This is a genomic window from Sphingopyxis sp. H073, assembly GCF_001468395.1.
GTDB lineage: Bacteria > Pseudomonadota > Alphaproteobacteria > Sphingomonadales > Sphingomonadaceae > Sphingopyxis.
This window is the reverse complement of sequence record NZ_LNSG01000001.1, coordinates 357,673-369,791: the sequence shown is the minus strand read 5'-3', so window position 1 is coordinate 369,791 and position 12,119 is coordinate 357,673. Positions and strand designations below refer to the sequence as shown.

14 protein-coding genes and 1 tRNA gene are annotated in these 12,119 nt (G+C 65.8%); 2 read left to right on the top strand and 13 right to left on the bottom strand.

The features are described from left to right. Positions 1 to 181 precede the first annotated feature (181 nt). From ATE64_RS01870 to ATE64_RS01860, 3 genes are all read right to left on the bottom strand, one after another. Positions 182 to 661 carry a YetF domain-containing protein gene (locus ATE64_RS01870; protein ID WP_058454604.1) on the bottom strand — a complete coding sequence of 160 codons (480 nt, stop codon included), beginning with the start codon at positions 659 to 661 and terminating at the stop codon, positions 182 to 184. Then, a complete protein-coding gene (locus tag ATE64_RS01865; protein ID WP_156416434.1) occupies positions 661 to 1,218 on the bottom strand; it encodes a hypothetical protein in 558 nt (185 codons plus the stop codon). The genes ATE64_RS01870 and ATE64_RS01865 overlap by 1 nt, the downstream gene beginning before the upstream one ends. 319 nt (positions 1,219 to 1,537) lie before the next feature. Then, a tRNA-Trp gene (locus tag ATE64_RS01860) sits at positions 1,538 to 1,613 on the bottom strand. Between the two features lie 92 nt (positions 1,614 to 1,705). Here ATE64_RS01860 and ATE64_RS01855 point away from each other — a divergent pair. Then, complete coding sequence (locus tag ATE64_RS01855) at positions 1,706 to 2,641, top strand: DMT family transporter (RefSeq protein WP_058454606.1); 936 nt, start codon at positions 1,706 to 1,708, stop codon at positions 2,639 to 2,641. Next, positions 2,638 to 3,255, top strand: coding sequence for a glutathione S-transferase family protein (locus ATE64_RS01850; RefSeq protein ID WP_058454607.1), 618 nt, complete (start codon positions 2,638 to 2,640; stop codon positions 3,253 to 3,255). The genes ATE64_RS01855 and ATE64_RS01850 overlap by 4 nt, the downstream gene beginning before the upstream one ends. 30 nt (positions 3,256 to 3,285) lie before the next feature. Here ATE64_RS01850 and ATE64_RS21440 read toward each other — a convergent pair whose 3' ends face one another. From ATE64_RS21440 to gcvH, 10 genes are all read right to left on the bottom strand, one after another. Then, positions 3,286 to 3,774, bottom strand: coding sequence for a hypothetical protein (locus tag ATE64_RS21440; RefSeq protein ID WP_156416435.1), 489 nt, complete (start codon positions 3,772 to 3,774; stop codon positions 3,286 to 3,288). 84 nt (positions 3,775 to 3,858) lie between these two features. Further along, entirely contained in the window at positions 3,859 to 5,418 is a 1,560-nt protein-coding gene (locus ATE64_RS01845; protein WP_058454608.1) for a fatty acid--CoA ligase, read from the bottom strand. A 104-nt stretch (positions 5,419 to 5,522) separates the two neighbouring features. Next, positions 5,523 to 6,158, bottom strand: coding sequence for a DUF938 domain-containing protein (locus ATE64_RS01840; RefSeq protein ID WP_058454609.1), 636 nt, complete (start codon positions 6,156 to 6,158; stop codon positions 5,523 to 5,525). Continuing rightward, the gene (locus ATE64_RS01835; protein ID WP_058454610.1) at positions 6,155 to 6,604 is read right to left on the bottom strand and encodes an ABA4-like family protein; all 450 of its coding nucleotides are present in this window, start codon (positions 6,602 to 6,604) and stop codon (positions 6,155 to 6,157) included. The genes ATE64_RS01840 and ATE64_RS01835 overlap by 4 nt, the downstream gene beginning before the upstream one ends. A gap of 16 nt (positions 6,605 to 6,620) precedes the next feature. Further along, positions 6,621 to 6,965 carry a hypothetical protein gene (locus ATE64_RS01830; RefSeq protein ID WP_058454611.1) on the bottom strand — a complete coding sequence of 115 codons (345 nt, stop codon included), beginning with the start codon at positions 6,963 to 6,965 and terminating at the stop codon, positions 6,621 to 6,623. Positions 6,966 to 6,974: 9 nt separating this feature from the next. Further along, entirely contained in the window at positions 6,975 to 7,892 is a 918-nt protein-coding gene (locus ATE64_RS01825; protein WP_058454612.1) for a DUF4440 domain-containing protein, read from the bottom strand. Between the two features lie 45 nt (positions 7,893 to 7,937). Next, positions 7,938 to 9,530, bottom strand: coding sequence for an aminomethyl-transferring glycine dehydrogenase subunit GcvPB (gcvPB, locus tag ATE64_RS01820; protein WP_058454613.1), 1,593 nt, complete (start codon positions 9,528 to 9,530; stop codon positions 7,938 to 7,940). Then, positions 9,527 to 10,885: an aminomethyl-transferring glycine dehydrogenase subunit GcvPA gene (gene gcvPA / locus ATE64_RS01815; RefSeq protein ID WP_058454614.1), complete on the bottom strand. Its 1,359-nt coding sequence runs from the start codon at positions 10,883 to 10,885 to the stop codon at positions 9,527 to 9,529. The genes gcvPB and gcvPA overlap by 4 nt, the downstream gene beginning before the upstream one ends. Positions 10,886 to 10,888: 3 nt before the next feature. Beyond that, entirely contained in the window at positions 10,889 to 11,707 is an 819-nt protein-coding gene (locus ATE64_RS01810; RefSeq protein WP_231728993.1) for a glycosyltransferase, read from the bottom strand. Between the two features lie 37 nt (positions 11,708 to 11,744). Continuing rightward, the gene (gcvH, locus tag ATE64_RS01805) at positions 11,745 to 12,116 is read right to left on the bottom strand and encodes a glycine cleavage system protein GcvH (RefSeq protein WP_058454616.1); all 372 of its coding nucleotides are present in this window, start codon (positions 12,114 to 12,116) and stop codon (positions 11,745 to 11,747) included. Positions 12,117 to 12,119: the final 3 nt, after the last annotated feature.

Below are 12,119 nucleotides of genomic sequence, written 5' to 3'. Positions count from 1 at the left end.
AGAAAATGCTCAAGACCAATTGGCGTTCCACTTGCCGACGGCGCGATGATCCTTGGCGAAAATATGGGTGGCGTCGGGGCCGGGCGTCCCATTCCGGCTTCCGTCCAATGCTGCCCGCCCCCAATCTCTTCCAGAACGAGAATGCCGGGCCGACGTTTCCGCCGTGCCGCACGCTTCACACTCACACCGGCTCGGCGCGATCCTGTTGCGGCGTCGGCCCGTCGTCCATGGCGATGAAGCTGATCTTGCCCTGTGGCTCTAGGATTGCCCATGCCACCTCCGACAGGCGACCGATGCCGGCGAGCCGCATCTCGGAGAGGACTTCGTCGCGCGTGAGCCGGTCGCGGCGCATATTTTCCTCGATCAACTCGCCATCGCGAACGATCACCCGCGGCGTGCCGTCGAGCAGATCCTTGGCCTTCGGAAAAAGATAAGTCGTCCAGCTGAGCACGAGCGCCCAGAAAGCAAAGGTAGAAATGGCAAGCAGGCCGCCGGTAAGGCTGAAATCATTGTGGGTCACGCCCTGCTGAATGAGGTCGCCCATCACGATGAGGAGAACCAGTTCGAACGGCGTCATCTGGCCGAGTTCCCGTTTCCCGAGCAACCGGATGAGGATGTACAGGAAGGCGAACATCGCCGTCGCGCGCAGGACGATGTCCATCAGGGCAAAACCTTGATGCGGAGCGGCTGGCGTCCGATGAGCCGTTTGCCGTCGTAGATGGCGATGCCGCCGCGCGTCCCGGCGAACAAGGGCGGATTGATCTGGCCGTCGATCTTGACGCGGAGCGCCTCGCCCGCCTTGAGAGGACCGTAGGAGAACCGGAATGAGTGATCCCTGAATTCTTCGTCGGCGGGCGCTGGAATCATGGTGTTGATCGTCATGTCGCGCCATAGCCCTGCGTCGACTGCGAGCACCGCTTCGTCGATCGGCGCGGCGGCACGAACAATGATATCGGTCTCGAAGAATTCGCCATTGCGGATGATCGTCGGCGTCTTGATGCTGAGCGCAGCGCCGCCGAAGTCGCTCTCGTTGCGCGGGCTTGGCTGACCGCCGGCGAAACCTGCGAAGGCCAGCGCGAGGACCGTCCCGAGCATCAGCAAGGCAATCGGGCTCGCGTGGCGCTGCCAAAGCCCGCGATGGACAATCGGCTCGCCCACTCCGTCGGGCCGCTCGGTCGGTTCGTCGGCATCGCATTCCATCGCCAGATAACGTCGCACGCGAAGTCTGGTTGCCTTGCCCGTCCGCCCGTCGCCTTCGCCCCGCCGCACGCACGGCCCGGGCAAATCGGCCTCCTATCCATTCGGAACATCGGTCGCCAGCCAGGGAAAACATAAGCGAAGGGCGATGGTCATGGTAGCGCGCGCGTTGGCGTACCAACAATCGAGCATTGGATACCCACAACCTGACAACAATCGGTCTGGGCTGCAAGAGGAGCCAAGTGGGACGTCATGGGACGACCCGCTCACTGCAACCACTGTCATTATTGAATTTTCCGGGACACGTTGGTCCCTGCTGGGTCCCCCTGGGACCCCGGCCTGGCAGGGGCAGCAGGATTCGAACCCGCGACCCTCGGTTTTGGAGACCGATGCTCTACCAGCTGAGCTATACCCCTAGGCCGGAGTGCGCCCCTAGCCCGATTGCAGGATGGTAGCAAGGGGTATGACGGGTTGCGCATCCAGGCTTGGCTGATATGCGCAATGTCGCATGACCGCTGCTTCCTCTTCCGGCCCGCCGCAGCATTATCTGGGCGGCATAGCCTTGCGCCTGCTCGCGATGGCAAGCCTGTCGTTCATGTTCGTACTCGTCAAATATATCGATCAGGCGGGCATTCACCTTGCCGAGAGTCTGTTCTGGCGGCAGGCGCTGGTCCTGCCCGTCCTGCTCGTCTGGATTCGCGCAACGACCGGCGGCTTCGCCTCGCTGAAGACGGAGCGCATCGGCGCGCACGCGCGGCGCGCGATGATGGGGCTCACCGGCATGGCGTGCAACTTCGGCGGCATGATCTTCCTGCCGATGGCCGAGGCGACGACGATCAACCTGTCGGTGCCGATCTTCGCGGTGATCTTTGCCGCCATCCTGCTCGGCGAGCAAACCGGCTGGCAGCGCTGGAGCGCGGTGATCGTCGGCTTCGTCGGCGTCCTTGTCGTGCTCAACCCCGGCGCGAGCTTCGCGGGCGGCTTCGGCGGCGCGCATGGCATGGGAACCTTGATCGCGCTCGCGGGCGCGGTGATGACTGCGCTGATCACCATTGCCGTGCGCGACCTCGGCCGCACCGAGCCCGCGGCGACGATCGTCTTCTGGTTCAGTCTGCTCTCGATGATCCCGCTCGGGATCGCCCTGCCCTTTGTCTATACGCCGCACAGCGCGCACGAATGGCTGCTGCTTGTCGGGCTCGGCTTTTCGGGCGCGGTGGTGCAGCTGTCGCTGACCGGCGCCCTGCGACTTGCGCCAGTCGCGGTCGTCATCCCGATGGATTATTCGGCGCTGCTCTGGTCGATCGCGTGCGGCTGGTGGTTCTTCGGCACCTTGCCCGCCGACACGACCTGGGTCGGTGCGCCGCTGATCGTCGCGAGCGGGCTGTTCATCGCCTGGCGCGAGCATCGCCGCCACATCGACCGCCCGAAGGAAGTCGCTGCATGACGCTACCCATTCTCTATCACTGCGCCGATGCGCGTTCGCTGCGCTGCCTGTGGGCGGTCGAGGAGACCGGCATCGAGGTCGACCTCCGCCTCCTCAAATTCCCCCCGCGCGCGTTCGAGCCCGACTACCGCGCGGTCAACCCGCTGATGACGATCCCCGGCTGGGTCGAGGACGGGCGGCTGATGACCGAATCGGCGGCGATCTGCGAACGCATCGCGGAGGGCACACCGCTGGAGGTGCGCCGCGACGAGCCGGACTATTGGGATGCGCGCAACTGGCTCCATCGCAGCGACGCGACGCTGACCTTCCCGCTCGCGATCATGATCCGCTACACGCGCGTCGAGCCCGAGGAACGCCGGCTCGCACAGGCTGTCGAAGACTACAAGGCCTTTTTCGGCGGCCGCGCAAAGAGCATCGAGGCGGCGCTGGCCGACGGGCGAGAATGGCTGGTAGCGGGACGCTTCACCATCGCCGACATTGTGATCGGCTATGCGGCGTTTCTGGCGACGACGCTCGGCGCGGACGATGTGCTGGGCGATGCGACGAAGGCGTGGCTGGAGCGATGCATGGCGCGCGACGGATTCAAGCGGGCACGCGAGCGACAGAAGGCTTAGATCTCTGGGCTGTTTTGAGGGTGGGAGCGGTCAGTCTTGAGCGGAAATTATCTGTACCAGCCGATTTTGAAGTTCACTTCGGGAAGTGTTCGCCAGCATCGATGAAATAAAGAGCGGCGAAGAGGGCCGACTTTTTCGAGGAATAAAGAGCCCCCGTCGACCCATGCTCATTTTTTCGATCTGAAGATCTTCCAATGGGATAACGCGTCGACGATGGACCACAAGGTTTTCATCCAGAATGCCGAGGTAGCATGGCAACCCTAAGATGCAGTCCGCCGTCCAATACAGCAGAGCAATGAGGCTCGCTACGATGATGGGAATTCCCGTGATCGGATTGTAGCGAATACCGTGACCATCGAGCCAATAGTCCAAAGTGAAGACTGCCGGGCCATTCACAATGTATCCGCCGATTGCGAGTGCAAGAACAAGCAACCATAGCGGCAAGATAGCTGCAATCCGTGTTTCGACTACACAGGCATTTGGCGAGGGTCGCCGGAAAAATGGGTAGTTTCTGCTCATTAAGGGGATATCACCTATCCCCGCTAAGCAGGCAACTCATTATCCCGCATTTAACGATGACGGTTATCGGTCGCTAACCGCCACTCAATTCACCATCCGCTCATAGCCCTCCCAATAGGGCGCGCGCAGGTCTTTCCGCAAAATCTTCCCCGAGGCGTTACGCGGCAGCGCCTTGATCACGTCGACGCTGCGCGGGGCCTTGAACGCCGCGATGCGTTCGCGGGCCCAGGCGATGATGTCGGCTTCCTCGACGCTCATGCCCGGTTTGGGCACGACGACCGCCTTCACCGTCTCGCCCCATTTCTGGTCGGGAATGCCGATCACCGCGACCTCCTGCACCGCGGGATGGCCGAAGATCGCGCTCTCGACCTCGGCTGGATAGACATTCTCGCCGCCCGAGATGATCATGTCCTTCATCCGGTCGTGGATGAAGAGATAGCCGTCTTCGTCGAGATAGCCGGCGTCGCCGGTGTGGATCCAGCCGTCGGCGGTCATCGTCTTCGCGGTCGCCTCGGGCAGGTTCCAGTAACCGATCATATTGTTCGACGAGCGGGTGACGACCTCGCCCACCTCGCCGGTCGGGACGCTCTGGCCGTCGGGACCGAGGATGCGGATCTCGACGCCGGGCAGCGCCTTGCCCGCCGAGCGCATCCGCGCGTTGCCCTCCGGATCATGATCCTCGGGCGGCAACATGCAGATCGTGCCAGTGGTTTCGGTCATGCCATAGGCCTGGATGAAGTCGGCGCCGAACATCTTGATGCACTGGCGCAGCAGCTCGAGCGGGATCGGCGCCGCGCCGTAGAGGATATATTTGAGGCGGCTGTAGTCGACGCTGGCGCAGCGCGGATGCATCAGCAGCATCTGCAGCGCCGCGGGGACGATGAAGAAGCGCGTGACGCCATGATGCTCGACCGCGTCGAACACCCCGTCGGGGTTGAATTCGGCGAGGATGATGCCTGGAAGCCCCGCAGCGAGCGCCATGATGCCGAGCCCGGTGCCGCCGATGTGCGCGCAGGGCATCGCGACGAGCACGGCCTCGTCATCCTCCCACTTGGTGTAGGGCATGTCGGCTTCGTTCGAATGTTTGCGCAGCGCGAAGAGGTTGCGGTTCGACAGCACCGCACCCTTGGGATTGCCGGTGGTGCCCGAGGTATAGAGCTGAAGCACCGCATCGTCCTGCCGCGAGGGGGTGAACGGCGCGCGGGCGGTGTTCGCGATCAACGCGCGCGCCTCGGCGGCGCCGATGATCCGCGGGGCGTGCTCGAGTTTGCCGGCAAGCTGGTCGGGCACCGCCTCGAACCCCGGCCCCGTAAAGACGATCTTCGCCTTGGTGTCGTTGACGACATAAGCCCATTCGGTGGGCGACAGGCGCCAGCCGATCGGGGCCATCACGATCCCCGCGCGCGCCGCGCCGTAAAAGAGGGTGAAATAGAGGTCGCTGTTCTTGCCGATCCACGCGACGCGGTCGCCCTTTTGCAGGCCGGCGGCGAGCAGGGCGGTGGCGACCCGCGCGGTCCGCTCCTCGACCTCGGCATAGGTGAAAAGCCGGTCCTCCTCGCGCATCGCCAGCCGGTCGGGCCGGTCCTCGGCCCAATGGGTCAGGAATTCGTCGAAGGTAAAAAGCTCCGAAACATCGCGGGCCATCCATCTCTCTCCATCGAATCGCGTCGTTTTGCGCGGTTTCGAAGAGGCTAACGGCTCGGGCGGCGACGTAAAGCCGCGATTGACCGACCCGCCACGGCGGCCAGTCAGCCGTAGCGGAACAGCAGCATCAGATTGTTGGCAGGCATCGCGCGGCGTTCGGTGAGCGCAAAGCCGGCTGCGGTGGCCGCTGCCTTGACATCGGCGGTGTCGCGCAGGCCCCATTCGGGATTACGGGCGCGGAGGCTGGCGTCGAACGCAAGGTTGCTCTCGGCCGTAGGGACATCGGCCTCGACATAGGGACCATAGAGGATCAACGACGCCCCGGCAGGAAGCAGCCGCGCAGCGCCCGCGAACAGGCCGGGCGTTGCGGCCCAGGGGCTGATGTGGACCATGTTGATGCACAGCAGCGCATCGGCGCTCGCCGGCGGCCAATCGGGCGAAGCCGCGTCGAGCATCAGCGGCGGGGCGAGGTTGGCCAGCCCGGCCTCGGCGCTCCAGGCCGCTATCGACGTCAGGGCGTCGGGATCGGGATCGCTCGGCTGCCAGTCCAGATGCGGAAAGGCGGCGGCGAAATGGACGATATGCTCGCCCGACCCGCTCGCGACCTCCAGCACGGTGCCAGCGGGCGGCAGCCAATCGGCCAGCACCGCCACGATGGCGTCCCGGTTGCGCAGCGTCGCGGGCGCGTGGCGCTTGGCTTCGTTCCCGCCGTCGCCCAGTGTCCAGGGCGCCGATGTCACGCCTTCGCCTGCGCCCGCGCGCGGCGCTCGCGCACGATCAGCCACAGGAACAGGCCTACCGGCCCGACCATCAGGGTCAGGAACAGGAACGGAAATTGCGCGATGCGGCCGAAGCCCTTGGCATCGGCATCGCGCGCGATCCACATGCCGGTGAAGAGGTCGAAGGCGAGATAATGCACCCACCCCATCGTCGTGCCGCCGGGCGTGTCGAACAATTTCATCACCCCCGCGAGCGACGAGAAATCGCCGCCGCTTCCCTGCCCGCCCGGATCGATCCCGCCCGACAGGAAGCCGGCGATCAGGACGATATAGAGAAGGCAGAGCAGGAACACCCCGGCATACATGACGAACGACAGGATACGCGGACTGCGCGGCGCGAAGGCGAGCAACGCCCACCCCGCGAACGCCCAGTAGTTTGCCAGCAGATAGATGGTGTTCCAGCTCATCACGTCCCCCTTTTTTCTAGAACAAGCCGCCAAGACCGAAGAGCAGGATGCCCACGAACAGCGCAACCAGACCGACGGTCACAATCAGCAGAGTCAGGCGCGCCGCGGGCAGACGCCGCGTCGCGACGAACGCCGCGGCGGTGCCGAGGCCGAACGCGATCAGCGGGGCATAGAGGAATGCCCAGTCATAGCCGAACTCGCGGCGGACCTTCACCATCTCCCATTGTTCGACGACGAGGCCGTACACCGTGATCGCGGCAAGCCACACCGCGACGAAAACGACCGCGAACAGCGCGCCGGCGGCAAGGCAGCCTCCGACGCTGCGGCGGGTCTCGCTGTCGATCGGATCGGACCCCGCCATAGATGCTCCCTATTCGGCGATAAAACGCCACGGACTGGCCGGCGTATCACGATGCCAGATCGTAAAAAAGGGCGATGCCGGGATCGGCGCGTCGGCCGCAAGGCCGGGCGGGCGCTGCTTCGGGACGATCCGGCCGAAGCTGACGCCAAGGTCGCCTGACGCCGATACAATGCCGAAGTCGGGCCCCCAGTCGATCGACTGTCCCGGCACCGGCTCGGGATCGGAACCTGCGGCGATCGCCGCGGCGCTTTCGGTATAGCCCGCGCCCGCGCCCATGTTGATCGCGTCGGCGCGGCCATATTCGGCGAAGGCCGGGCCGACGCCGATCACCTGCGCTTTGGCCGCGAAGGCGCGCTCGGCGGCGAGCAGCGTATCCAGCGCGTCGTGCTGCGTGGTGCTGCGCCAAGCCGCAGCGTCGGGCAAGCCGAGGGCGCGGAAAACGTTGTCCACTTCGCCCTCGGGCCGCGGCGCGCGTTTGTAGGCTAGCGCTCGCCAACCGTCGGCGGTGCGGCCCCAATAGGTCATATATTTGCCCGGCTGCTTGGTACCGTCGGGCTGGGTGATCGTCAGATAGCCGGCGGTGAAGCCCTGCTTCCCGTCGGCCGAAACCCCGCCGCGTGCCGGCACCCATTCGGCGCGGGCCGACGCTGCCGCGGGATTGGCCTTGAGATAGGCGACGATCTCCTCGCGCGAGCGCAGGAACGGCTTTGCACCGCGCGCCGGCATGACGGCATCGGGCGCGAGCATTGCGCCGATTGCGTCAGGAAACGGCAGCTCGCGCGCCCTTTCGGCGAAGGCCTTGTCGGCTGCGACCAGCTCGGCGAGCTGCACTGCCGGGGTTGGTGCGACGGCAGCAGCGGGCTCCGCGGCCTGCACGACGCCCGGAACCGCCGCGACAAGGATCGACCAGAACAGAACAGGCGACATGGACATTCCTTCCTTTGGCGGAGCGCCGATGGAGGAAAGCCCCGGTCAGCCCCCCCCGACTTCGCTTGCGACCGGCACGCCCGGCGCAGCCGCCGGTTCGCTCCACGCCAGCACCGGGTTACGCGCGGCCTTCGTCTCGTCGAGCCGCGCGCGCGGGGCGAAATGCGGGGCGGTCTTCAGCGCCGGGTCGCCGTTCTTCGCGCGCAGCGCGATGCTGCGCAGCGCTCCGATAAACTGGTCTAGCACCGCCTTCGACTCGGTCTCGGTCGGTTCGACCAACATCGCGCCGTGGACGACGAGCGGGAAATAGACTGTCATCGGGTGATAACCCTCGTCGATCAACCCCTTGGCGACATCGAGCGTCGAGAAGCCCTCGGCGAGGCCTTTGTCGCTGAACAGCGCCTCGTGCATGCACGGCCCCGAGAAGCCGAACGGCGCATCCAGCACGTCTTCGAGATTGCGCAGGATATAGTTGGCGTTGAGCACCGCATCCTCGGCGACCTGCTTGAGGCCGTCGGCACCGTGGCTGAGGATATAGGTCAGCGCGCGGGTGAACATGCCCATCTGGCCGTGGAAGGCGGTCATGCGGCCGAAGGTCTCGGGATGATCCTCGCCCGCGTTTTCCTCCTCGATCAGGCGGAAGCCGCCATCGGCCTGCTTCGCGACGAAGGGCAGCGGCGCGAAGGGCGCGAGCGCTTCGGACAGCACGACCGGGCCCGAACCGGGGCCGCCGCCGCCGTGCGGGGTCGAGAAGGTCTTGTGCAGGTTGATGTGCATCGCATCGACGCCGAGGTCGCCGGGGCGCACGCGGCCGACGATCGCGTTGAAATTCGCGCCGTCGCAATAGACATAGCCGCCCGCCGCATGCACCGCGTCCGAGATCGCCTTCATGTCGCGCTCGAACAGGCCGCAAGTGTTGGGGTTGGTGACCATCACCCCCGCGACATCGGGGCCGAGGCGCGCTTTCAGCGCCGCGAGATCGACGCGGCCTTCGGCGGTCGCCGGAATATCCTCGACGGAAAAGCCCGCGAAGGCCGCGGTCGCGGGATTGGTGCCGTGTGCGCTTTCGGGGACGAGCAGCACGCGGCGGTCCTCGCCGCGCGCCTCGAGCGCGGCCTTGATGCAGAGGATGCCGCAAAGCTCGCCATGCGCGCCCGCCTTGGGCGACATCGCGACGCTGTGCATCCCGGTGAGCGTCACCAGCCATTCGGCGAGCTCGTGGATCACCGCATAGGCGCCCTGCACCGTCTCTTGCGGCTGCAGCGGATGCGCGTCGGCGAAGCCCGGCATCCGCGCGACCTTTTCGTTGAGGCGCGGGTTGTGCTTCATCGTGCAGCTGCCGAGCGGGAACAGGCCAAGGTCGATGGCATAATTCTGGCGCGACAGCCGGGTGTAGTGCCGCACGGTTTCGGACTCGCTGAGCCCCGGCAGGCCGATCGGCGTCGAGCGCGCGAGATTGCCGAGATCGGCGACAGGGGTTTCCTCGTCGAAATCGACGCCCGTGGTTTCGCTCGAGCCGATCTCGAAGATCAGCGGCTCTTCGAGCATCAGCGCGCGGTTGCCGGTGAAGGTGACAGTGTCGTCGGCACCGCCGGCGGTCATTTCGGGGCGCCAGCCGGCGCGGTTGAGCGCGGTCATGCCAGCACCTCCTTCAGCGCCGCGGCAAAGGCGGCGATATCATCCTCGGTCACGGTTTCGGTCACCGCGACGACGAGCCCGTTAGCCAGTCCATCATTGTCGGGGTAAAGGCGGCCGAGCGACACGCCGCCGAGCACGCCCTTCTCCGCCAGCTTGTGAACGACCGGCCGCGCCGCCGTCGGCAGCAGCAGCGTAAACTCGTTGAAGAAGCTGCGGTTCATGACCGATACGCCGGGCACCTTGGCCAATTCGGCGGCAGCCAGCTTCGCGCGGCCATGGTTGATCGCGGCGAGCTGACGCAGGCCCGCTTCGCCGAGCAGCGTCATGTGAATGCTGAAAGCCAGCGCGCAAAGCCCCGAGTTCGTGCAGATATTGCTCGTCGCCTTCTCGCGGCGGATATGCTGCTCGCGCGTCGAGAGCGTCAGCACGAAGCCGCGCTTGCCATTGGCATCGACCGTCTCGCCGCACAGGCGCCCCGGCATCTGGCGGACATATTTCGCCTTGCACGCGAAGAGGCCGACATACGGCCCGCCGAACTGGAGGCCGACGCCGAGCGATTGGCCCTCGCCGACGACGATGTCCGCGCCCATCTCGCCGGGCGCCTTGATCGCGCCGAGCGCTACGGGCTCGGTCACGACCGCGATCAGCAACGCGCCGGCCGACTGGCACGCGCTCGCGAGTGCCGTCATGTCGTCGATACGGCCGAGGATGTCGGGATATTGAACGACGACGCAGCTCGTTTCCTTGTCGATCGCTTGCGCCAGCGCCGCCCAGTCGGTGCCAGCTTCGAGGCGGGGGTCGCCATCAACGAGCACGTCGCCGGTATATTTCGCCATCGTCCGCGCGACGCTGCGATAATGAGGATGGAGGCCGGTCGAGAGCAAAGCCTTGCCGCGCTTGGTGATGCGCCGCGCCATCACGATCGCTTCCCAACACGCCGTCGAGCCGTCGTACATCGACGCATTGGCGACGTCGGTGCCCAGCAGCCGCGCGACCTGGCTCTGGAATTCGAACAGCATCTGCAGCGTGCCCTGCGCGATCTCGGGCTGGTAGGGCGTGTAGGCGGTCAGGAACTCGCCGCGCTGGATCAGATGGTCGACGCTCGACGGCACATGGTGGCGGTAGGCGCCGGCGCCGAGGAAGAAGGGCCCGTCGCCCGCCGCGCGATTCTGCCGCGCCAGCGCTGCCATATGGCGTTCGACCGCGAGCTCGCTCGCCTGATTCGGCAGGCCGGGGATCGGGCCGTCGAGCCGCGCTTCGGCGGGAACGTCGACGAACAGATCGTCGATCGACGAGGCGCCGACGGCGGCGAGCATCGCCGACCGGTCGCCGCTGGTGAGAGGCAGATAGCGCATGAACTACTCCGGAGAAGAAGCGGGTTTTGTTGAAAAAAGGCGGGCGGTATCGGCAAGCGTCCCCGAAAAGACGGCGGGGCCGGTGTGGGTCGTGCGAATCCAGGGGGCGAGCCAGATCCGGAAGCCCGCGTCGCGAACGCGGCGGCAAAAGGCATAATCGTCCGACAGCAGCGCCCGGGTCTCGGGATCGATGAGCGGGGAGAAGAAGGACGGTTCGGTTTCGCCGATCCCATGCGCCTGGCGCTCGCCGGGGTCGGGACGAAACACGAGGTCGGGCAGCGCGCCGCGCATTGCTTCGAGCACCGCGCGGCGGATCAGCATCATCGCGGTGCCGAGCCGCGACAGCTCGACAAGCTCGTTGAGCTTGAAGCTCTCCCCTTCATTCAGGAAGTGCAGCGCGAAATCGCCCGCATAGCGCGCAAGATCGGCGGGGTCGTCCTTCGCCAGCCCCGCCTCGACCGCGCGCGCGACATTCTGCCAGTTGATCATCCGGCGCGGACAGGCGCCGCCGATCACGCCCACGTCGGGGTTCGCCCCCATCGCGCGGATCAGCGAAAAGACATCGTCCGGCGAGAAATCAAGGTCCGCGTCGACGAACAGCAGGTGCGTGCAATCGCTGGCCAGAAACATGGCGGTGAGCAAGTCGCGCGCGCGGCCGATCGCCGGCTGGTAGAGGATGAATTCGAAGCGCACCGCGATGCCCGCCGCCTGCGCACGCAGCGCAAGATCGAGCGCCGCGCGGACATAGCTGCCCTGCGCGCCGTCATAGATCGGCGTCGCCACCATCAGGCGGCAGTCGGCAAGCGCGGCGTCACTACTCACACATCCTCCACCCTCCTCCGCGGGAGGGGTCATGGCGTCACAGATCGGCGATGAAGGCCTTGTACGCCTCGGCGTTCATCAATCCGTCGAGCTGGCTCTTGTCGCTCAGTGTCATGCGGAAGAACCAGCCCTCGCCTTCAGGGTCACTGTTCACCAGCGCGGGGTCTTCCTCAAGCTGGCCATTGCCCTCGGTCACGGTGCCGTCGACCGGCGCATAGACGTCGCTCGCCGCCTTCACCGATTCGACGACCGCGGCGTCGCCGCCTGCGCTCAACTCCGCGCCGGTATCGGGAACCTCGACGAAGACGATGTCGCCGAGTTGGCCCTGCGCGAAGTCGGTGATTCCGACCGTCGCCACGTCGCCGTCGACGTCGATCCATTCATGCTCTTCGGTATAGTAACGCGGCATCGG